The following is a 21,538-nucleotide window of genomic DNA, read 5'->3' as shown; positions in this document are numbered from 1 at the left end:
AGCCAATTTATGAAACAACTCGCTTTAGCAAGCACCGTCTGTTTATTAGTAAGCGGAAGTTTTTTTGCAAACTCTATTGAACCCAGTAGTGGTGGCTCTTCAATTACCGAGCCTTCTCAACAATCTATCAAGTTTTTCAAAACGCAAGTTGCAAATAATCGTTCTGTAGGAAATGCGCTCAGTTCTCTATTGCAAAGATACCCGGAGAAAACCGGTGACTTCTTATCAATTGCATTTACTGCTTATCCCGACAAATATGAAGAGATAATAAGCGCAAGTGTCAGCACCAACCCAATGTTTATCGACCAAATAATAATGGTCGCAAATCAACACAAGATATCGAATCCGGCTGAAATCGTTAAAATCGCTGTAAATGCTGAACCTAGTTATGCGGAGATTACAACTCGTGAGGCTTGCAAGGTATCACCCGATTACTTCAATGAAATCATTAAGACAGCAGTCCATGCGGAGCCTGATTCCGCTGATCAGATTGCACAAAGGTTAGTTAAGGCATATCCAAATAAAACGATGGAGATCTTGGTTACCACAATAAAAGAAGTGCCTTATGTTGGAAAGTATATACTTGACGCGCTTCTAGCGACTGTGGATGAGGGGAGTGATGAGTCTGAAAACATGATAATTGTTTCAGTTGAACAATTGACCGAATATCCTGACGCATTGAATCGCCTTGTTGCCTTAGCCCATGATCAAAATATTGACGCTGAAAAAGTACGGGATAGTGCGATTAAAGGCGGATTGAGCGAGGACGCCGTAGCATTATTAATAGAGAAACACTACACAGAAGCAGACGATTCCATTAATTAGCTTGCAACGCACTGTATAACACAAAAAACCCGGGCGATTGCCCGGGTTTTTTAATGATAGAGTTTTTTACTCTTCAGTTGCTTCAGCTACTTCTTCTTCAACTTCAACAACCGGACGGTCTACTAATTCAATATAAGCCATAGGCGCGTTGTCTCCAGAACGAAAACCACACTTAAGGATACGGCTATAACCACCTGGACGTGCGTCGTAACGCGGACCAAGCTCATTAAATAGTTTACCAACAACCTCTTTATCACCTGTACGTGCCATAGCTAGACGACGATTTGCAACGCTGTCTTGCTTAGCTAGTGTGATTAAAGGCTCTATTACGCGACGTAGTTCTTTCGCTTTCGGCAAGGTCGTTTTAATTACCTCGTGCTTTACCAAAGAGCTTGCCATGTTTTTAAACATAGCTTGCCTATGGCTGCTGTTGCGATTTAACTGTCGACCACTCTTACGATGGCGCATAGTGCTTTCCTTCTTTAAAAATCAGTTTACGTGAAACCTGATTAATCTTTTTCCGCAATTGATTCTGGTGGCCAATTCTCTAGGCGCATGCCCAGTGATAAACCGCGAGAAGCAAGTACGTCTTTGATTTCAGTTAGAGACTTCTTACCTAAGTTAGGTGTTTTGAGAAGCTCTACCTCAGTACGCTGAACCAGGTCACCAATATATTGGATTGCTTCAGCTTTCAAACAGTTTGCAGAACGAACCGTCAGTTCTAAGTCATCAACAGGACGAAGTAGAATCGGATCAAATTCTGGTTTCTCTTCTTTCTCTTCAGGAACTGATATATCTCGTAATTCAACGAAAGCATCTAATTGCTGATATAAGATTGTTGCGGAGCGACGAATGGCTTCCTCTGGATCTAATGTTCCATTGGTTTCCATATCAATTACGAGCTTATCTAAGTCAGTGCGCTGTTCAACACGCGCTGACTCAACTCCGTAAGCGATACGCTCTACTGGGCTGAATGAAGCATCCACTAATAATCGACCAATTGGGCGATCATCATCTTCAGAGGAACGTCGAGCAGAAGCAGGTACATAACCGCGACCCATTTCTACCTTAATGCGCATGCTTAATTCTGCGTCGCCTGTTAAGGTACAAATCACATGTTCAGGATTAACAATCTCAACGTCACCGTCGTGCTGAATATCACCCGCTACAACTGGGCCTACGCCAGACTTTACAAGCGTAAGTGTTGCTTCAGTTTTGCCTTCAAGTTGTACCGCTAAACCTTTAAGGTTTAACAATATTTCCAGTACATCTTCTTGAACGCCTTCTTTTGCAGTGTATTCGTGCAAAACGCCATCAATCTCAACTTCTGTCACTGCACAACCTGGCATTGACGAAAGGAGAATACGACGTAAAGCATTACCAAGAGTGTGGCCAAAACCACGTTCTAACGGCTCTAATGTTACTTTTGCACGAGTAGGTGAAACGTTTTCAATTTCAACTAATCTTGGCTTTAGGAATTCGGTCACTGAACCCACAATGTATCCTCTTTAGTTATTTTTTACTTAGAGTAAAGTTCAACAATAAGCTGTTCGTTTATCTCTGCAGACAAATCGGTTCTTTCTGGAACACGTTTAAATGTGCCTTCAAGCTTAGTGTTGTCAACTTCCAACCATGTTGGTTTTTCACGCTGATCAGCAAGCTCAAGAGCTGCACCGATACGCGCTTGCTTTTTCGCTTTTTCACGAACAGCAACCACATCTTCAGCTTTGACATTGAACGATGGAATGTTCACTACTTTACCGTTAACAAGAATTGCCTTGTGGCTAACAAGTTGACGTGCCTCAGAGCGCGTGCTTGCAAAGCCCATACGATAAACAACGTTATCTAAACGCTGCTCAAGAAGCTGAAGCAAATTCTCACCGGTATTACCTCTGAGACGAGCCGCTTCTTTATAGTAGTTTCTGAATTGCTTTTCTAATACGCCATACATGCGACGTACTTTTTGTTTTTCGCGCAACTGAACACCGTAGTCAGACAAGCGACCGCGACGGGCGCCATGTTGACCGGGAGCAGTGTCAATTTTACACTTACTATCAATTGCTCTTACGCCGCTTTTTAGGAACAAGTCGGTTCCTTCACGACGACTTAGTTTGAGTTTTGGACCCAAATATCTAGCCATGATCTTTCTCCAACTGTCTGTCTATACGCGACGTTTTTTAGGTGGACGACATCCGTTATGTGGAATAGGCGTCACATCTGTAATATTCGTGATTTTGTAACCCGTTGCATTTAATGCACGAATTGCAGACTCACGACCTGGACCCGGACCTTTAACGAACACTTCAATGTTCTTCAGTCCATACTCTTGTGCAGCAACGCCTGCTCTTTCAGCAGCGACCTGTGCAGCAAAAGGGGTTGATTTACGTGAACCACGGAAACCTGAACCACCAGATGTTGCCCATGCCAATGCATTGCCCTGACGGTCAGTGATTGTCACGATGGTGTTGTTAAAAGACGCATGGATATGAGCCATACCGTCCGCGACTTGACGTTTTGCGCGCTTACGCGTGCTACGTGCTGGTGCTTTAGCCATAGTTATATTCCTCGCTTATCTTTTAATAGGTTTACGAGGACCTTTACGGGTACGCGCATTCGTTTTGGTGCGCTGACCACGTAGAGGCAAGCTACGACGGTGGCGTATACCACGGAAGCAACCTAGGTCCATCAAACGTTTAATACTCATGGAAACTTCACGTCGCAAATCACCTTCTACAGTGAACCTAGCAACTTCATCACGAAGTTTATCGATTGTTGTCTCATCCAAATCTTTAATTTTGGTAGACTCTGACACACCTGCATTATCGCAAATCGCCTTTGCACGGGTTGCACCAATGCCGAAAATCGACTGTAGTGCAATTACCGTATGCTTGTGTTCAGGAATGTTAATGCCAGCGATACGGGCCATTAACAGCACTCCTCTAAATTATTGTTACCAGCCTAAAAAGCCCGTTAGGATACTTACCCGGTAACTATATTGCAAATTAGGTCTCTTTCCGCCGAATCGAAACTTTCGACCCAGTAGTAAAAACCAGCTACTTGAGATTAACCTTGCCTTTGCTTGTGCTTAGGCTCTACACAGATCACTCTAACAACGCCGTTACGTTTAATGATCTTGCAGTTACGGCAAATCTTTTTAACGGATGCACGAACTTTCATTACATCTCTCCGTAAATGACTAACCCTAGACCTTAGCCTTTCAGGTTAGCTTTCTTAAGAACATCCCCATATTGATGTGACATCAAATGAGTCTGCACCTGTGCCATGAAGTCCATAATCACCACACATATAATGAGCAATGATGTACCACCAAAGTAAAACGGAACGTTAAACCATAGCAGTAAGAACTCGGGCACCAAACATACAAAAGTAATATACAGAGCACCTGCCAACGTGAGTCGAGTCATCACTTTATCAATGTAACGTGATGTCTGCTCACCGGGACGAATCCCTGGGACAAATGCACCAGACTTTTTCAAGTTATCAGCTGTTTCGCGAGGATTAAAAACCAATGCAGTGTAGAAAAAGCAAAAGAAGATAATCGTGGCGGCATAAAGCATTACATATAGAGGTTGTCCAGGGGACAGTGCTAAAGATACGTCTGTCAAAAATGATAAAGACTCATTTTGACCAAACACACCCGAGAGCGTACCTGGGAACAAGATAATGCTTGAAGCAAAGATAGGTGGGATTACACCTGCCATATTCACCTTTAATGGAAGGTGAGAACTTTGCGCTGCAAACACTTTTCGCCCTTGTTGTCGTTTTGCGTAGTTCACGACAATACGACGTTGTGCACGTTCAACAAAAACAACTAAATACGTTAATGCAACAATGATAGCGCCAATCACAAACAAGAATAAAAGGTTTATGTCACCTTGCCTTGCTTGCTCTGCGGTTTGCCCAATTGCGGTAGGTAAGCCCGCCACAATACCGGCAAAAATCAGAATGGAGATACCATTACCAATGCCGCGCTCTGTAATTTGTTCACCCAACCACATTAAAAACATGGTTCCGGTAACCAAGCTTACAATCGCTGTAAAATAAAAGCCGAGACCAGGATTAAGGACTAAGCCAGGAATCATTTGCGGAAGACCGGTGGCAATACCAATAGATTGGAAAGTTGCCAACACCAATGTCAAATAGCGCGTATACTGACTAATCTTACGCTGACCTGACTGACCTTCTTTCTTGATTTCTTTAAGCGGCTCATGAACAACCGACAACAACTGCATGATAATCGAAGCAGTAATGTAGGGCATAATGCCAAGTGCCAATACTGATGCACGCTCCAGAGCACCGCCAGAAAACATGTTGAACATGCCAACAATGGTGCCCGTTTGCTGCTCAAAAATTTGAGACAACACGTTTGAATCAATACCAGGGATGGGTACGTAAGACCCAAGCCTAAACACTATGATTGCGCCAAGTACAAACAATAAGCGAGACCATAACTCACTCAACCCGCCTGCACTTGAACCCTGTCCTGGTTTCGCCATTTAGCTTATTCCTCTACTTTACCGCCAGCAGCGTTAATCGCTTCCAATGCGCCTTTTGTGACTTTTAATCCGCTTACTGTAACAGCACGGCTGATTTCACCAGACTTGATGACTTTTACATTCTGCATTTCTTTTTTAACCAAACCTGCAGCTTTCAAAGAATCAAGGCTGACCACGTCACCTTCGACTTTGGCGATTTCGCTTAATGTAACCTGATCAGTTACAAAAGATACGCGCGAGGTAAAACCAAATTTGGGTAAGCGACGCTGAATAGGCATTTGACCGCCTTCAAATCCAGGCTTGACTGACCCGCCTGAGCGACTCTTTTGACCTTTGTGGCCACGGCCACCTGTCTTGCCTAAACCTGAGCCGATTCCTCGGCCTACACGCTTACCTGAGTGTTTCGCTCCCGGTGCAGGAGCAATAGTATTTAATTTCATTTCATTACTCCTCAACAATCTCAACCATGTAGTTAACACGGTTAATCATACCGCGTACGGCAGCTGTATCTTCTAGTTCACGAACGTGACCGATTTTGCGTAAACCCAAACCTACCAAGGTAGCCTTGTGCTTTGGCAAACGACCGATCGAGCTTTTTACCTGCTTTACTTTAATCGTATTAGCCATGTTCGATTACCCCAATATTTCGTCAACAGGCAATCCACGTTTAGCTGCCACCTGCTCTGGAGAATTCATTTCTACAAGAGCGTTGATGGTTGCGCGAACAACGTTGATTGGATTTGTTGAGCCGTAACACTTAGAAAGAACGTTTTGAACACCCGCTACTTCTAAAACTGCACGCATTGCACCACCAGCGATGATACCCGTACCTTCAGAGGCAGGCTGCATGTAAACTTTAGAACCAGAGTGACGCCCTTTGATTGGGTGTTGTAGCGTATTACCGTTAAGGTCTACAGTGACTAGATTGCGACGTGCCTTTTCCATTGCTTTTTGAATAGCAGCAGGAACTTCTCGTGCTTTACCGTAGCCAAAACCCACGCGCCCATTTCCGTCACCAACAACTGTTAGTGCAGTAAAGCTAAAGATTCGACCACCTTTAACTACTTTAGAGACGCGGTTTACAGCAATAAGCTTTTCTAACAGGTCGCCCTGTTGTTGAACTTCTACTTTAGCCATTATTAACTCCTAGAACTGAAGGCCGGCTTCACGCGCGGCATCAGCCAGTGCTTTCACACGACCGTGATATTTGAACCCACTTCTATCGAAGGCAACTTCTTTCACACCTTTATCGATAGCGCGTTCGGCGATCGCTTTTCCAACTGCCGCTGCTGCTTCTGCGTTGCCTGTTGCTTTCAAAGAACCTTTAAGATCTTTTTCAACAGTCGAAGCTGATGCAATTACTTCAGAACCGCTTGGCGCGATTAACTGAGCGTAAATGTGGCGCGGAGTACGGTTTATAACCAAGCGATTTACAGCAAGTTCGCTGATTTTCTTACGTGCGCGAGTTGCGCGACGCAAGCGAGCTGATTTCTTATCCATATCACCCACCTACTTTTTCTTAGCTTCTTTACGACGCACCATCTCATCAGCGTAACGAACACCTTTACCTTTATAAGGCTCTGGTGGACGGTAAGCGCGGATGTTAGCTGCAACTTGACCTACAACCTGCTTATCGCTGCCTTTGACAACAATTTCAGTTTGAGTAGGCGTTTCTACGGTAATGCCTTCGGGCATTTCGTATACGACAGGGTGTGAAAAGCCTAGCGTGAGGTTGAGTTTTTTACCTTGCGCTTGAGCACGGTAACCAACACCATTCAGCTGAAGTTTCTTTTCAAAACCATCGGTTACACCAATAACCATTGCATTTAGCAAAGAGTTGGCAGTACCTGCTTGAGCCCAACCGTTCACCGCGCCTTCTTTAGGCTGAGTTTTCAGTTCGTTCTCTTCTTGTACCACTTCAACTGCATCGTTAAATACGCGAGTCAAGGTGCCTTTCTTACCTTTTACAGTCACTTCTTGACCTGAAATGGAGACTTCTACTCCAGATGCAAGTGCGACAGGTGCTTTTGCTATACGTGACATTTCATTTCCTCCGTTATGCTACATAACCGATGATCTCACCGCCCATGCCAGCTTTACGCGCCGCACGGTCAGTCATCACACCTTTTGAGGTAGACACGATAGCAATCCCAAGTCCGCCTAGTACCTTCGGCAGCTCATCTTTTTTCTTGTAGATGCGCAGACCAGGACGGCTGACTCGTTCAATTGTATCAATTACTTTTTTACCTTCGAAGTACTTCAACTTTACGTCAAGCACTGGTTTTGTGCCTTCTTCAACGCTGAAACCTTCGATATAGCCTTCTGACTCTAGAAGCTTCGCGATTGCTACGCGAACTTTAGAAGAAGGCATCGCTACCGTAACTTTAGCGGCCTGTTGACCATTACGGATGCGGGTAAACATATCTGCGATAGGATCTTGCATACTCATATTAAGCTACTCCCTTACCAGCTGGCTTTTTTAAGGCCAGGGACTTCACCGCGCATCGCCGCTTCACGAAGCTTGATACGAGATAGTCCAAATTTGCGTAGGAACCCATGTGGACGACCCGTTACGCGGCAACGATTTTGCTTGCGCGAAGGAGACGAATCACGTGGAAGTTGTTGTAGCTTCAGAACAGCGTCCCAGCGCTCTTCTTCAGAAGCATTCACATCGCTGATGATTGCTTTAAGCGCGGTGCGCTTAGCTGAATACTTCTTAACCAGCTTGGCACGTTTTACTTCGCGCGCCTTCATTGATTCTTTTGCCATAACCCTACACCTTATTTTCTAAACGGGAAGCTAAATGCACTTAATAGTGCGTGAGCTTCTTCGTTAGTTTCTGCGCTTGTGGTAATTGTAATATCCATGCCGCGCACTTTATCCACTTTATCGAAATCGATTTCAGGGAAGATGATTTGCTCACGTACACCCATGCTATAGTTGCCTCGACCGTCAAAAGATTTCGGGTTAAGACCACGGAAGTCACGGATACGAGGAATAGTGATTGAGATTAATCTCTCAAGGAATTCCCACATACGTTCGCCACGTAGGGTTACTTTGCAGCCAATCGGATAACCTTCACGAATTTTAAAACCCGCAACAGATTTTCTAGCAACAGTGACAACTGGCTTTTGACCAGCGATAGCAGCCATGTCAGCTTGCGCAGACTCTAGCACTTTCTTGTCAGCTACTGCTTCACCTAAACCCATGTTTAGAGTGATTTTTTCTACCCGAGGGACTTGCATGACGCTTTTGTACCCGAACTGCTTTGCAAGTTCAGCTACTACTGTTTCTTTATAGAAATCATGCAGTTTCGCCATCGTACTCTCCAATAAATTAAACTAAGTCGCCGTTAGATTTGAAGAAGCGGACTTTTTTGCCATCTTCAAAACGGAAACCGACGCGATCTGCTTTACCCGTTGCCGAGTTAACAATCGCTACATTTGAAACGTGAATAGAAGCTTCTTTGTCAATAATACCGCCAGGCTCACCCGCTTGTGGGTTTCCTTTTTGGTGTTTTTTGACAACGTTTACGCCTTCTACAAATACGCGGTCAGATTCAGCTACAACACGCAAAACTTTGCCGTGCTTGCCTTTATCTTTACCCGCTAATACGACTACTTCATCATCACGACGAATTTTGTTAGCCATTATCGTGACTCCTTATAGTACCTCTGGGGCCAATGAGATGATTTTCATGAAGTTATCTCCACGAAGCTCACGAGTGACCGGGCCAAAGATACGCGTACCAATTGGTTGCTTGTTTGCGTTGAGCAAAACAGCTGCGTTGTTATCGAAACGAATGGTTGACCCATCTGCGCGACGAACGCCTTTCCTAGTACGCACCACCACTGCATTCAGAACGTCACCTTTTTTTACTTTACCGCGAGGAATTGCTTCCTTGACAGTAACTTTGATAACGTCACCGATATGTGCATAACGGCGATGCGAGCCACCAAGAACCTTAATACACTGAACCCTGCGAGCGCCCGAATTATCGGCAACATCCAGGTTAGTTTGCATTTGGATCATTAGTTAGTGCTCCGCTGTTAATTTATGACTCTTGTAGAGTCGCTAAGCTGCTATAAAATCTCAAAAAAATGAGAAATATAGACCATACCCCCATAAAAAGGGCGCGAAACTATAACAGAAAAGAGGGGGGACGTGTAGTTTATTTTTAAGAAAAACAGGAATTATTGAATGCTGGTGGTTAATGACTCCTTAAACACCCAAAACACTGGCTTTTATGTCTATAACAATAGGCGTAATGGGTGACTGCTGCTGTTCAAATTGAAGTAAACTAGGTGCGTTGACGCACTATTTCAAACAAAAAAATGCCGCTAGCAACAGATACGTTCAAACTTGAAACACTACCCGCCATAGGTAACCTTACGAGTTCGTCACATGTTTCTCGCGTTAGCCTTCTCATTCCTTTACCTTCTGCACCCATCACAAGCGCGATGCTTCCATTTAGCTGTGTGTCATAAATGAGTTGCGTTGCTTCCCCCGCTGTACCAATTATCCATACACCAGAGTGCTGCAACTGTTTTAGCGTTCTGGAAAGGTTTGTGACTTGAATAAGAGGGACGGTTTCAGCAGCACCTACTGCCACTTTTCGCACCACTGGTGTAATTGAAGCAGAATTGTCTTTGGGAACAATTACCGCATGCACGCCTGCGGCATCTGCATTGCGTAAACATGCTCCTAAATTGTGCGGGTCGGTTACGCCGTCTAATACTAAAAAGAAGGGATTGTTTTGCTTTTCCAAGATTATGTCTAGGTCGTTTTCATTCAGCACGCGCGCAGGCTTTGCCCTCGCCATTACACCCTGGTGTTGCTCACCTTTGCTTTTATCGTCAAGGGTTTTCCGATGACAAAACTGAACTGAAATACCGTTTTTACGCGCAAGGGTAATGAGCGCATTCATTCGATCGTCATTTCTTCCTTTCGCCGCCATAATCTCCAACACACGCTCTGGTTCTTTGCTAAGCACTGCTGATATTGCGTGTTGACCATACAACCACTCTTGTTGAGCCACGAACCTCTTTCCTTATCGTTTTGGTTTATTACGAGAGCTTTTATTGCGCTTTGAGCTTGGACCAGACTTCTTCTTGCTGCTTGGCTTTGATTTACTTGGACCTTTTCGGCCAGCCTTGTCTGTGCCTGCCTTTTTGCCGGAGCCTTTCGCAGCACTCGAGCCTCGCTTGTTGACGCTTCGTTTTTTACCTTTGAGACTTTTTTCCATTGCTGGTAGCCCATCGATAATAAGGTCAATCTTACGCTCATCGAGATTCACCGCGGCAACTTTCACTTTGAGCGGATCGCCAAGTCGATAAGTCAAGCCAAAGCTCTCGCCGATCAAGCATTGTTTAACTTCATCATAATGATAATAATCTGACGCGAGCGAAGTAATGTGCACAAGACCATCGATATGAAAATCCGTCAATCGCACAAATAAGCCAAAATTGGTAACCGACGCGACGACACCCTCAAACACATCCCCTACATGCTCTTGCATAAATTCGCATTTAAGCCAGTCCGCCACGTCACGGGTGGCATCATCCGCTCGACGCTCTGTGGTTGAGCATTGCTCACCCAATTGCTCAATTTCTTCTTGTGTGTAAAACTTCGCACCTTTACACGCTTTGTTATTGTTTATCTTGTTTAAGATGGCTTTGATCACTCGGTGAACAATCAAATCGGGGTATCGACGGATGGGCGACGTAAAGTGAGCATAAGCCTCTAGAGCCAGGCCAAAGTGTCCAATGTTCGAACCATCGTACACAGCTTGCTTCATGGATCTTAGCAACATAGTTTGAATCAGCTCTTTATCCATTCGATGGGCTGTTTTATTAATGACTTGCGTAAATTCACGAGGACTGGGCTCTTGAGTAGACGAAAAATCTACGCCAATTTCGCGTAAATAATTTCGAAACGTTAATAGCCTGTCTTCATCGGGCTTATCATGTACTCTGAAAAGCGCCTCTGCTTTTAACGATTCATGGTGCTTTTCAATAAACCTTGCTGCGCAGACGTTCGCCATGATCATACACTCTTCAATAATTTTGTGTGCATCGTTGCGGATCAAAGGAACGATATGTTCAATTTTACGCTGAGCGTTAAAAACAAACTTTGTTTCTTGCGTCTCAAATTCAATTGCGCCTCGCCCTGTGCGAGCAAGCTTCAACGCGCCGAATAGGTCATTAAGGTTTTTTAGGTCTTGTACACTTGATTGATAACGTTCAATAAGCTCCTCACTGCCTTGCAAAATGTTCCATACTTTAGTGTAAGTTAGGCGGGCGTGAGAACGCATGAGGGCTTCATAAAATTGGTATTCGCTTAGTTTCCCGCGAGCGTCAATGCTCATTTCACACACCATGCACAAGCGGTCGACTTCTGGATTTAAAGAGCAAAGCCCGTTTGAAAGCACCTCCGGAAGCATGGGAATCACTTTTTCCGGAAAATAGACCGAATTGCCACGCTTAATCGCTTCGTTATCAAGCGCGGTGCCAGGTTGAACGTATGCACTCACATCAGCAATAGCCACCCATAGCTGCCAACCGCCCTCTTCAAGTGGCTGACAATAAACTGCGTCGTCGAAATCTCTAGCATCTTCACCGTCGATGGTGACCAAAGGCAGCTGTCGAAGGTCAATACGACCTTTTTTAGCGGACTCTGGCACATGTTCTTCTAGCTTCTCAACGGCGCTAAGAACCGCTTTGGGCCACTGATGCGGAATATCAAAATTACGTAGTGCTGTCTCGATTTCCATACCGGGCGCCATGTGCTCCCCTAGCACTTCAATTATTTTACCAATGGCGCTGATTCGTCTTCGCGGACGCTGCGTCACCTCTACCACCACCACATTGCCCTGTTTAGCGTTCATGGTGTCGCTGTCCATTATCATGATTTCATGGCAAATGCGGTTATCGTCGGGTATAACCATTGCAGTGCCTTGCTCGGTATAAAAGCGACCAACAATTGGCTCTTTGCGAGGCTCCACAACGCGATTCACTCTAAACTCTGTTCGTCCGCGTCTGTCTTCACCATTAATGGTGCCCTCGACCATATCATCATGCATGAGCGTGTTCATTTGGTGAATCGGTATAAAGTAATCTTTTTCGGTCAGGGAGTGCTTTAAAAAACCAAAGCCGTCGCGATGGCCAATAACACGGCCTCGAACTAAAGATGCTTGTTTTTGGACTTCGTACTTCTTGTCTCGATTAAACGCCAGTTGTCCTTCACGCTCCATTGCTCGCAAGCGGCGCTGAATGCCAATCCGACTTTCTTCGTCATGAGCATCCACAATTTGGCATATATCTAAAAAGGAGAGTGGCTCGTTGTGTTTTTTAACAAGGCTTAGCAAGTACTCTCGACTAGCAACTGGATTATCATACTTTTCTTTTTCACGCGCGAAATGCGGGTCTTTACTCATTCACTCAATTCGGTATTTCGTTTAAATTTGCGCGCAGTATAACAGGTGTACTCGTACATTGCTTTAAGTGCCAGTCAGTAGCTGGAGTTTTAGGGCTTCCTTAGCAAATATTAAGCTTAATATGTAAAGAGCATAATTGAAAAAGCTAAAGCGTCGCGCTAGCTTTTTACATATCCATTTCAATAAAGAGTGAATCTATGAAAAGCTGCCGCAGTATTTTTCAAAGCCGGCGACTCGCTTATCGCTTAATGATATTTGTATGCTTCGGCATTCTGTGGCATTCAATACTTCTCGGTGCTACTAACGGTCGCGCCGCCCCCTCGTTAGCGTTTCAGCATCAAGACACGGTGGTGTTTATTGGTGATTCGATTACTCACGCAGGTAGTTATCACGGGAATTTAGCTCTGTATTATGCAACCCGACTTCCTGACCGATATATTCGCTTCATTAACGCTGGAATATCCGGTGATACCGCCAAAGGTACTCTGGCTCGTTTTGACAAAGACATTGCCATCCACAAACCTACACGAGCATCCATCATGCTGGGGATGAATGACGTAAATCGTGGTATTTATGAGCATCCGCCTTTGACAGCTGCGGCACTTGATGAATTTGAACAACAGCAACTATCGGCGCGCCAAACCTATATCAACAATATGAATGAACTGCTTGACCAGCTAAGTGACATGGAAACGGACACGACTATTTTGACACCGTCCATTTACGATCAAACACTACAAGCCGAGCGCACCAATATGTTTGGCGTCAACGATGAGTTGGCCAACTACGCTAGATTAATGAGTCGCTACGCAAAAGAGCGCGATTTAGCTGTAATCGACTTTCAATCCCCTATGTTGGCAATCAATCAAGATATTCAAGTTAAGGATCCTACACTTAGCATTGTTGGGCCTGATCGCATACATCCCGGTGAAACCGGGCATTTTGTGATGTTCTATCAAATGTTAACATCGCATTTCAAGCCTTCACGGGTGGCAAGTATTTTCGTTGACCTGAACAAGAAAACTCACAAAATGCACAGCTGCGACCTAAGCGATATCGAATATCAACAGAGTAAGGTATTGAATGGAAAATCAGCCGATATTTTAACGATGAGCTGTGCACTTACCGCGCTGCCTTTCCCTATCTCAACATCGCAACATGAAGCACTCAAGTTTGTACCCTTTGAAGACAAATACAATCAGTTCAGTTTTACTGTCATCGGTCTGGAAAAGGGTGTGTACGGGCTGAGTATTAATGGCAAGGCAATTGATAGTTTTGAGTCTGACGAATTGCGAACGGGTATCAACCTTTCTAATTATGATAAGGCCCCATTTTTTGAGCCTGCTAGGAAGATACGAGAGGTCAATCAACTAAGAGTAGACACCGAAAAAGCCCTACGTGACTTGCTACAGGTGCAGTTTTCAATGCTAGGGCAGTATCCAGAGTCGATGCACGATTCCAAACAAGGCCTCATCTCTACCCTTGATGCACACGTGGAAAAAAGCCGAGGCAAACCATGGCATCGCTACATGCGTCAGCAAGCGGACAACTATTTACAAAACGCTTCAAATATCCAAGTATACCGAGATCAAGCAAGATTACTGAACATACAGATGTACGAAATATACCAAGCCAAGGAATACGAATTTGTATTAACAAAAAAGTAGGTTCTTTGTGCAGAGAAAATATTCTATACGCGCGTCAACCAAGCATGCTTATCTTGAGCCTTACCCCATTGGATGTCGTTCAAGGCTTGTCTTAACTTCATTGTCGTGGCACCAGCTTTAGCCGAGCCCACTGACAGCTCCGCGCCTTCATGAATCAGCGTGCCCACAGGAGTTAAAACGGCGGCGGTTCCTGACAATGCGGCTTCAGTTTCTGGTTTTGCGGCGCGTTCTAGCAATTCATTCACCGACAGTTCCCGTTCTGAGACCTTCATGCCTAAGTCGGCAGCAAGGGTCAAAATAGAGGCGCGAGTCACGCCGTGCAAAAATGTGCTATCTAAGGCTTTAGTAATGATTTCATTACCATCAATTAAAATGAAGTTTGCAGCTCCCGTTTCTTGCACGTCACCGTTGGGACAAAAGAGTATTTGATCAGCATCCGAAGAGGCCTTCGCCTCAAGGATTGGCCCCAAAGCACTGGCGTAATTACCACCACTTTTAATCATTCCCATATGCTCTGCACATCGCATTCCGTCTTTTGCAAGTAGCAAACGCAGCGGCTTAGCGCCTCCTGAAAAGTAATCTCCAACTGGCGATAACAGCACATATAACATAGAGGTCGCCGAAGGCGCTGCCGCTTTTCCAATAGATGCTTCCGTGCCGATGTGCGTAGGACGGATATACATCGAACCAGGAGGTGAAGGCACTTGTGATGCGTACTTTTTCACAATCGAGACAATCATCTCAGATAGCTGCGACTCATCGACTTTTGGCAAATTAAGCAGACGCGAGCTTTGCGCCATTCGTTTAACATTCTGCTCCATCCGAAAGATGTTGATACTGCCATCTTCGTGTTTAAAGGCTTTTAAGCCCTCAAAGCAGGTGCTTGAATAATGAAGTACATGGGCACCAGGATGCATTTGAATGCTGTCTGCGCTCACCATGTTTGTTTTGCTCCATGAGCCGTCTTCAAACTTAGCGATAGCCATTTCTGGCAAAAATACTGTTCCAAAAGCTGCCATTAGGGTATGAACTCTCCAATATTGGTCATGTGGTTGCACCACAAAGCTGCATCGTATCGAATGGTGGTGATTCTATGCCATGTTTGCAGCAAAGCAAAACGGATTTAATGGAATAATTCTGATTATTCGAACGGGCCCTAATTAATGACGCTCAACAAAAGTCAGGCGAAACTGAAAATCGATGGTAAGACAATCAAAAGACTTGTGTCTTGTTCAACTTAGCCAATCTCGCTTTTTAGAAAAGTGTGCACTTAAAAAGGCCATTTGATCAGATAATATGCGCCTGTTCATTAAGAAGAAGCGTTCGTAAATATTGGGAGCAAAAGGCACTGCAAGGAGTTTCATGTGAGCTTCCTCTGGCGTCCGCGCTGCTTTAGCATGGTTGCATCGCTTACATGCCGTCGCCGAGTTGCTCCAAGTGTTTTTGCCGCCGCGAGAGCGAGGCACAATATGATCGCGGGTAAGCTGGGCGGGAGAAAAGGTATCCCCACAATAAAGACACATGTTGTTGTCGCGTCGAAACAGATAACGATTGCTGAGCGCGATTTTCCCAGAGTCTTGCGTGATTTTTCCATCGCAAGCAATAATGCTAGATAAGCATAGTTTGCTCTGTTTGCCCTCTCGATTCCAACCACCTCTTAGCTCGACAGTGCTCTGTCCAAGCTCAAACACGACTTTTTCTTGGACGTAACATTTGGCAGCTTCTTCTTGGCTGATCCAGGTTTGCGGCATTCCAGATTTATTCAGTCGTAAAATCAACATATTGAATACTCATAGTATTTGCGTCACTTTGCTAAGTGAGTGCGAATCATCAGGTACTAATATGACAGTCTTCCATAAGCAGTAGCAACTATTTTAATTTGACTGGGATCTCAAAGGTGATATTGATGTAAGAAATTTAATACAAGAGCTTATACTTTGCTTTGAACACTAGGGCGTGTTGATCTTTGCTGTATGATTTTGCAGCAGTTTGTGCGCTATTTAGACAAAGAAACGCAATTGAAGTGTAGTCATCTACATAAAATTGCGATGATGCAGTATAAATGGTGCACAAGCGCTCACTGCTGTGGGAGCCACAAAGGGTGAGCTCTGTGTGTCCACCGCTCTTTGTTACATGCTCTTGATGCAGATATACTGCACCTGCGAGCATGTGCCGCGATCGATGAACACACAGAGCGTACAAAATTCATACAGCAAAGATCAACACGCCCTAGTCCACCAACGGACGCTTAGCGCTTCTTACCGCTTTTGGATGCATAAGGTATTCTAACTCACGCATATAAATCGCAATCCGTTGATGCATATCCGAGTCATTGGTGACCGCGTTGTATAACCAGTGATAGAGGTCTTCGAAGTCATATGGGCTGCCGTGTCCATCTATGAAAAGCTCTGCCAGTTGTAATTGCGCTTTTAAGTTGCCAAGCGCCGAAGCCTCTCGCAAATACACAACAGCGCGCTGCTTATCCTCTTGTACGAGCGTTCCTTTAGCATGATAGCGCCCCAACTGTTCAAGTGCAGCCGGTAAACCGTGATCAGCTGCCTGCCTGATGTAAAACATACCTTGAGTCGGATTGGCGTCAACACAAACACCCCATGCAAGCATATCGCCCCACAAAAATTGATAGGCAGGAATCATCATGATATCCGCACGAGCTTCAATATCTTGCACCAGTTGACATCGGTCTGAGACCACGCGCTCTAAATGCGCATTTTGATTAATGAGTTTGATTAATTCGTCTTGCGAATACAACTGCACCGCTTCTAGTTGCTGAGCATAGCTGTGGCTGGTGCAAGTGATAGCCAAAAACACAATAAAAAGAGGATGGATAATCACGCGTTTCAAAGCAGATTTCATGACTAGGTTCTCGTTAATCAACATTCTTTGTTATATCGGCAACTCCCAATTTTTTTGAACTGCTTTTTAATGTGTGAAGCATAATGCACAAGCACGACAAAAATAGCTTAGTTGATAATTAACCTCAACTCGGGATAAGCGACAGCGCCAAGCAGCGCTAAAAACGCGAATTACTGCGTTGCAAAAGCGAGCAATAGAATCACTATTACGTCACTTTTGCGCCTTGTACTTCACGTTTTTATCACTACTTGGTGATAATTTAATAAGTACAACCTTAAAACAAGCATTTGCACTATCACTTATCCCGAATTGAGGTTAATTACGCAAGCGTTCCAAACCCAGAAGTTCAATACCCCCTAAACTTATCTCAGCAAATTCATGTAGAATATTCATAGAAACCATCAGGCTTAGCCTTTTCGTCGTGAGCGCGCTCCATTTATCAAGAAAGCGTAGTAATCACATGCTGTAATTTCACTGTGGGACTTAATTGTAGCTTTATGAAATATAAAGATTTGCGAGATTTTATCGAACAGCTCGAAAAAATGGGCGAGCTCAAGCGCATCAGTATGGAAATCGATACTGAGCTTGAAATGACAGAGATTGCCGATCGCACGCTTCGCGCAGGGGGACCTGCTATTTTATTTGAAAATCCAAAAGGTTCTGATATTCCCGTATTGGCAAATTTATTCGGCACACCCAAGCGGGTGGCACTTGGTATGGGGCAAGAATCGGTAGAGGCGCTTCGCGAGGTAGGTAAGCTTTTAGCCTTTCTTAAAGAACCCGAGCCGCCAAAGGGCATAAAAGACTTATTTAGTAAAATTCCGGTGTTTAAACAAGTCTTGAACATGCCTGCAAAGGTGGTTCGAAAAGCGCCTTGTCAGCAGCATGTAATTGAGGGCGATGCCGTAGATTTGCACGCCCTTCCCGTTCAGCGCTGCTGGCCTGGTGATGCAGCACCTTTAGTTACTTGGGGCTTAACCGTGACTCGCGGCCCGCATAAGAAACGCCAAAACCTAGGTATTTATCGACAGCAAGTGATTGCTAAGAATAAGCTTATTATGCGCTGGCTATCTCATCGCGGAGGTGCGCTTGATTTTAAAGAATGGTGTCAAACCCACCCATTGGAACCCTATCCGGTGTCGGTAGCGCTGGGTGCTGATCCTGCCACCATTTTAGGCGCGGTCACCCCCGTTCCTGACACGCTCTCAGAATATGCATTTGCAGGCCTACTCAGAGGAGATAAAACGGAAGTTGTGAACTGTATTTCGAACGATTTACAAGTACCTGCTAGCGCTGAAATTGTCCTAGAGGGATATATTGCGCAAGATGAGATGGCTGATGAAGGTCCCTATGGAGACCATACGGGATACTATAACGAAGTTGACTCCTTCCCCGTGTTTACAGTAACTCACATTACTCATCGAGATAAGCCGATTTATCACAGCACTTACACTGGACGACCACCAGACGAACCAGCTATTTTGGGCGTCGCGTTAAATGAAGTGTTCGTACCGATACTGCAAAAACAGTTTCCCGAAATTGTAGATTTTTATTTACCTCCTGAGGGCTGCTCGTATCGCATGGCCGTCGTGACTATGAAAAAACAGTATCCTGGGCATGCAAAACGCGTGATGATGGGTGTCTGGTCATTTCTGCGTCAATTCATGTACACGAAATTCGTGATAGTATGCGATGATGATGTCAACGCTCGCGATTGGAACGACGTCATTTGGGCTATCACGACGCGAATGGATCCAGCTCGAGACACGACATTAATTGAAAACACCCCCATAGATTACTTGGATTTCGCCTCGCCCGTATCTGGCTTAGGCTCCAAGATGGGCATGGACGCAACTAACAAACTGCCCGGCGAAACTGACCGAGAATGGGGTACGCCCATCGTAATGGATGATGATGTAAAACAAAAAATTGATTCGCTTTGGGATGAACTTAATCTTATCGACAAAAAATAAATTAAAAAAAGCGAAGTAGAATTAGGCGCTAGCGCAACACCTAGGAACAGCATGACAGCGATAAAAGCAAACTTAGTAAGTAAAGAGTCACTTACTCCCTATGTATTTAAAGTATTACTCGAAACTCAAGAAGCAATAACATTTAAGGCAGGCCAGTATTTACAGGTAGTAATGGCTGAGCAAGACAAGAGACCGTTCTCAATCGCAAGCATTCCTGCTAATTCGAAACTCATAGAGCTGCATATTGGCGCGGCACCCGAAAACCCATATGCCTATGAAGTGATACAAAAGCTTGAGCAAGACCAAAGCTTGATGATAGAAGTTGCTCACGGAAGTGCTTATCTTCAAAGTAGTGAGTTAGAAGCAATCTTACTTGCAGGTGGAACTGGGTACTCTTATACCAAGTCACTGTTGATGGAAATTTTAGCGTCTCAACCCCAGCGCAAAGTGTCCTTATATTGGGGTAGCAAGACCTTCGATGATTTGTATGAGGCTACTGCGCTAACGCACTTGAGCGAGCAACATCCTCAATTTACCTTCGTGCCTGTGGTAGAGAAGGCTAACGGTAATTTTGCTGGGAAGACAGGATTGGTCCATCGCGTTCTGATGTCAGAAGTTACCGACTTTTCTGACAAACAAGTTTACGTTGCAGGGCGCTTTGAAATGGCCAAAGCGGTTAAAGACGACTTATTGAACGTCGGCTTGAAATCAGAGAATTTAATTGGTGATGCCTTTGCATTTATCTAGCGCGTTGTTAATCGTTTTGGCGCAATAAACCCACGCAATAAACCATTATGCTCAAAATCACGTTTTAACTAACGGTATGTTTAATTAGAGGTTATGAATGTTAAAGCTCGCGTGGTTTGCAGCAAGCTTATTGCTGGTTGGATTTTCAAGTTATGCTCAAGAAGTACGCCTTGTCGGCAACAAAGTTGAAACCTTCATCAATGATAGAAACCAATCATCCAGATTGACTGATTTAGTCGAGGCCGCATTAGGTGATATAGAGCATTCAATCACCGCTACCACCCAAGCGTGGTCGGGGAGCGGTTTAAGAAATGGGCAGTACAATGGTTACATTGATCACTACTCCCTCAATGATTTTGATCAAAACTATATATACTCCAGCCCTTACGTTACGCTCGATTTGCATGTCGCCTCTACTGACGCCAATGCACAAGAAATTAGTAAGCTCGACGAGCTTTACAGAGAGCGAGTAGGTCTTGAAACACGCTTTGCAAACACCGACCAAGTTCGTTCTCAACGCACCGTGAAGTGGGCTCGCGCACAAGATTTTTTTAGCAATATCGAACAGCTCGCTGAGCAACGTGTTAATTATGTAGTCGCAGATTTAATCATGCTGCAAGAGATGAATAAAATGCTCATAGCGATTGATCAAGAGCCGCTCTATATCTCGCAAAACCCCATCTTAAGAGTTGATGTGAGCTTAGCCATGCACACCCGCTTCGACCAAGCTCAACAAACGATTGATGCTTTTGAGAATGGCATTGAGCAACTGCGCACCAGCGGTGAGCTAGCATCCATTTATGTGCCAGCCTCCGGCGCGCAAAGCACGCTTGATCAAGCACTGTATCGCGATATTTTAAAGCGCTGGTGAAATAATTCCTTATGTGTGGCGGTCTATATTAGCATCGCCACGTTAAAAATAAGCTGTTTCTCGTTATGCGCAAATTCGCAGTCAATGCCGCCGTTGTTGTAGGTCTATTTTCACTTTTGTATTTTGGTAATCGGTTTGTGCAAAGCCACTTAGGTGAGCTAGCGCGCAAAGCAATACCCTTTGAAATACTCAGCCTTGAGCAAGGTCTAAGCGCTGCGGCAGAAAAAAAGACGCTCATTTTGGCCGATTATTCTGCGATTTGGTGCCCTAGCTGTCGCAAGCTTGATCAGGAAGTTTTTGCAAATGCAGATGTTGCAGACACTATATCTGAGCATTTTACCTTCGTTGAAATAGATCACGATTCCGCAGAAGGGCAAGGCTTTGCCAAAACTCACGATTTAATTGGGTTTCCTAGGGTGCTCGTACTTGATGAGAAAGGCGAGAAAGTGACTGAACTTCCGCTTATATTTGACCCAAATCAATATCAAGCTAATTTACATAAAGTGTTGATGGCTTATCAGGTTCAGTAGAACTATAGTGAATGCGTTGATAGAGACCGTTGTGACATACAACTTCTGTAATTATGTGCCCGCAGAAGATTACACGGTCTCTTTTTTTTTGCATGCATT

28 protein-coding genes are annotated in these 21,538 nt (G+C 44.6%); 6 read left to right on the top strand and 22 right to left on the bottom strand.

All coding sequences use genetic code 11. The features are described 5' to 3' along the window. Positions 1 to 9 precede the first annotated feature (9 nt). The gene (locus PN836_RS16935; RefSeq protein ID WP_395340537.1) at positions 10 to 825 is read left to right on the top strand and encodes a hypothetical protein; all 816 of its coding nucleotides are present in this window, start codon (positions 10 to 12) and stop codon (positions 823 to 825) included. Positions 826 to 891: 66 nt separating this feature from the next. On the opposite strand, the gene rplQ is transcribed toward PN836_RS16935, so the two are convergent. The 19 genes from rplQ to rnr all read right to left on the bottom strand — a co-directional run bounded on the left by rplQ (position 892) and on the right by rnr (position 12,777). Then, positions 892 to 1,293 (bottom strand): 50S ribosomal protein L17, encoded by a 402-nt coding sequence (gene rplQ / locus PN836_RS16930; RefSeq protein ID WP_395340535.1) that lies wholly within the window; start codon positions 1,291 to 1,293, stop codon positions 892 to 894. Between the two features lie 41 nt (positions 1,294 to 1,334). Beyond that, on the bottom strand, positions 1,335 to 2,324 hold the full coding sequence (locus tag PN836_RS16925) for a DNA-directed RNA polymerase subunit alpha (protein ID WP_395345721.1): 990 nt from the start codon (positions 2,322 to 2,324) through the stop codon (positions 1,335 to 1,337). Positions 2,325 to 2,344: 20 nt separating this feature from the next. Then, positions 2,345 to 2,965 carry a 30S ribosomal protein S4 gene (gene rpsD / locus PN836_RS16920; RefSeq protein ID WP_395340533.1) on the bottom strand — a complete coding sequence of 207 codons (621 nt, stop codon included), beginning with the start codon at positions 2,963 to 2,965 and terminating at the stop codon, positions 2,345 to 2,347. Positions 2,966 to 2,986: 21 nt separating this feature from the next. Continuing rightward, positions 2,987 to 3,379 carry a 30S ribosomal protein S11 gene (gene rpsK, locus PN836_RS16915; protein WP_214452560.1) on the bottom strand — a complete coding sequence of 131 codons (393 nt, stop codon included), beginning with the start codon at positions 3,377 to 3,379 and terminating at the stop codon, positions 2,987 to 2,989. 15 nt (positions 3,380 to 3,394) lie between these two features. Next, positions 3,395 to 3,751 carry a 30S ribosomal protein S13 gene (gene rpsM / locus PN836_RS16910; protein ID WP_395340530.1) on the bottom strand — a complete coding sequence of 119 codons (357 nt, stop codon included), beginning with the start codon at positions 3,749 to 3,751 and terminating at the stop codon, positions 3,395 to 3,397. A 137-nt stretch (positions 3,752 to 3,888) separates the two neighbouring features. Beyond that, complete coding sequence (gene rpmJ / locus PN836_RS16905) at positions 3,889 to 4,002, bottom strand: 50S ribosomal protein L36 (protein WP_075607266.1); 114 nt, start codon at positions 4,000 to 4,002, stop codon at positions 3,889 to 3,891. Positions 4,003 to 4,034: 32 nt separating this feature from the next. Further along, complete coding sequence (gene secY / locus PN836_RS16900; protein ID WP_395340527.1) at positions 4,035 to 5,342, bottom strand: preprotein translocase subunit SecY; 1,308 nt, start codon at positions 5,340 to 5,342, stop codon at positions 4,035 to 4,037. Between the two features lie 5 nt (positions 5,343 to 5,347). Then, positions 5,348 to 5,782: a 50S ribosomal protein L15 gene (rplO, locus tag PN836_RS16895; protein ID WP_395340525.1), complete on the bottom strand. Its 435-nt coding sequence runs from the start codon at positions 5,780 to 5,782 to the stop codon at positions 5,348 to 5,350. A gap of 4 nt (positions 5,783 to 5,786) precedes the next feature. After that, entirely contained in the window at positions 5,787 to 5,969 is a 183-nt protein-coding gene (gene rpmD / locus PN836_RS16890) for a 50S ribosomal protein L30 (RefSeq protein ID WP_395340523.1), read from the bottom strand. Between the two features lie 6 nt (positions 5,970 to 5,975). Beyond that, positions 5,976 to 6,479, bottom strand: coding sequence for a 30S ribosomal protein S5 (gene rpsE / locus PN836_RS16885; RefSeq protein WP_395340521.1), 504 nt, complete (start codon positions 6,477 to 6,479; stop codon positions 5,976 to 5,978). Positions 6,480 to 6,488: 9 nt separating this feature from the next. Then, positions 6,489 to 6,842: a 50S ribosomal protein L18 gene (gene rplR / locus PN836_RS16880; RefSeq protein WP_395340519.1), complete on the bottom strand. Its 354-nt coding sequence runs from the start codon at positions 6,840 to 6,842 to the stop codon at positions 6,489 to 6,491. 9 nt (positions 6,843 to 6,851) lie between these two features. Next, positions 6,852 to 7,385, bottom strand: a complete 534-nt coding sequence (gene rplF / locus PN836_RS16875) for a 50S ribosomal protein L6 (RefSeq protein ID WP_395340517.1) — start codon at positions 7,383 to 7,385, stop codon at positions 6,852 to 6,854. A 13-nt stretch (positions 7,386 to 7,398) separates the two neighbouring features. Continuing rightward, a complete protein-coding gene (gene rpsH, locus PN836_RS16870) occupies positions 7,399 to 7,791 on the bottom strand; it encodes a 30S ribosomal protein S8 (RefSeq protein WP_395340514.1) in 393 nt (130 codons plus the stop codon). Positions 7,792 to 7,805: 14 nt separating this feature from the next. After that, positions 7,806 to 8,111, bottom strand: coding sequence for a 30S ribosomal protein S14 (gene rpsN / locus PN836_RS16865; protein WP_395340512.1), 306 nt, complete (start codon positions 8,109 to 8,111; stop codon positions 7,806 to 7,808). Positions 8,112 to 8,122: 11 nt separating this feature from the next. Next, positions 8,123 to 8,662, bottom strand: coding sequence for a 50S ribosomal protein L5 (rplE, locus tag PN836_RS16860; protein ID WP_395340509.1), 540 nt, complete (start codon positions 8,660 to 8,662; stop codon positions 8,123 to 8,125). A gap of 16 nt (positions 8,663 to 8,678) precedes the next feature. Continuing rightward, on the bottom strand, positions 8,679 to 8,993 hold the full coding sequence (rplX, locus tag PN836_RS16855) for a 50S ribosomal protein L24 (RefSeq protein ID WP_395340506.1): 315 nt from the start codon (positions 8,991 to 8,993) through the stop codon (positions 8,679 to 8,681). Positions 8,994 to 9,005: 12 nt separating this feature from the next. Then, positions 9,006 to 9,374, bottom strand: coding sequence for a 50S ribosomal protein L14 (rplN, locus tag PN836_RS16850; protein ID WP_395340504.1), 369 nt, complete (start codon positions 9,372 to 9,374; stop codon positions 9,006 to 9,008). 268 nt (positions 9,375 to 9,642) lie between these two features. Continuing rightward, positions 9,643 to 10,380, bottom strand: a complete 738-nt coding sequence (gene rlmB, locus PN836_RS16845; RefSeq protein WP_395340501.1) for a 23S rRNA (guanosine(2251)-2'-O)-methyltransferase RlmB — start codon at positions 10,378 to 10,380, stop codon at positions 9,643 to 9,645. A gap of 12 nt (positions 10,381 to 10,392) precedes the next feature. Beyond that, on the bottom strand, positions 10,393 to 12,777 hold the full coding sequence (rnr, locus tag PN836_RS16840; RefSeq protein WP_395340498.1) for a ribonuclease R: 2,385 nt from the start codon (positions 12,775 to 12,777) through the stop codon (positions 10,393 to 10,395). Positions 12,778 to 12,974: 197 nt separating this feature from the next. Between rnr and PN836_RS16835 the strand changes: the two genes are divergently transcribed. Then, entirely contained in the window at positions 12,975 to 14,444 is a 1,470-nt protein-coding gene (locus tag PN836_RS16835) for an SGNH/GDSL hydrolase family protein (protein WP_395340495.1), read from the top strand. 23 nt (positions 14,445 to 14,467) lie between these two features. Here the strand turns inward: PN836_RS16835 and PN836_RS16830 are convergent, their stop codons facing one another. From PN836_RS16830 to PN836_RS16820, 3 genes are all read right to left on the bottom strand, one after another. Next, positions 14,468 to 15,463, bottom strand: coding sequence for a branched-chain amino acid aminotransferase (locus PN836_RS16830; protein WP_395340492.1), 996 nt, complete (start codon positions 15,461 to 15,463; stop codon positions 14,468 to 14,470). A gap of 213 nt (positions 15,464 to 15,676) precedes the next feature. Then, complete coding sequence (locus tag PN836_RS16825) at positions 15,677 to 16,225, bottom strand: HNH endonuclease (protein WP_395340489.1); 549 nt, start codon at positions 16,223 to 16,225, stop codon at positions 15,677 to 15,679. A gap of 448 nt (positions 16,226 to 16,673) precedes the next feature. Beyond that, the gene (locus tag PN836_RS16820) at positions 16,674 to 17,306 is read right to left on the bottom strand and encodes a tetratricopeptide repeat protein (RefSeq protein WP_395345719.1); all 633 of its coding nucleotides are present in this window, start codon (positions 17,304 to 17,306) and stop codon (positions 16,674 to 16,676) included. Between the two features lie 509 nt (positions 17,307 to 17,815). On the opposite strand from PN836_RS16820, the gene ubiD reads away from it, so the two are divergent. The 4 genes from ubiD (at position 17,816) to PN836_RS16800 (ending at position 21,439) form a co-directional block, all read left to right on the top strand. Then, positions 17,816 to 19,291, top strand: coding sequence for a 4-hydroxy-3-polyprenylbenzoate decarboxylase (gene ubiD, locus PN836_RS16815; protein ID WP_395340486.1), 1,476 nt, complete (start codon positions 17,816 to 17,818; stop codon positions 19,289 to 19,291). Positions 19,292 to 19,342: 51 nt separating this feature from the next. Continuing rightward, complete coding sequence (fre, locus tag PN836_RS16810; protein WP_395340483.1) at positions 19,343 to 20,038, top strand: NAD(P)H-flavin reductase; 696 nt, start codon at positions 19,343 to 19,345, stop codon at positions 20,036 to 20,038. 97 nt (positions 20,039 to 20,135) lie between these two features. Beyond that, entirely contained in the window at positions 20,136 to 20,909 is a 774-nt protein-coding gene (locus tag PN836_RS16805; protein WP_395340481.1) for a hypothetical protein, read from the top strand. Between the two features lie 65 nt (positions 20,910 to 20,974). Further along, the gene (locus PN836_RS16800; protein ID WP_395340478.1) at positions 20,975 to 21,439 is read left to right on the top strand and encodes a thioredoxin family protein; all 465 of its coding nucleotides are present in this window, start codon (positions 20,975 to 20,977) and stop codon (positions 21,437 to 21,439) included. Positions 21,440 to 21,538 lie beyond the last annotated feature (99 nt).

Source organism: Ningiella algicola (assembly GCF_028401415.2).
Classification (GTDB): domain Bacteria; phylum Pseudomonadota; class Gammaproteobacteria; order Enterobacterales; family Alteromonadaceae; genus Glaciecola.
Note: the sequence above shows the minus strand (reverse complement) of the source record. Positions and strands in the feature narration are given on the sequence as shown.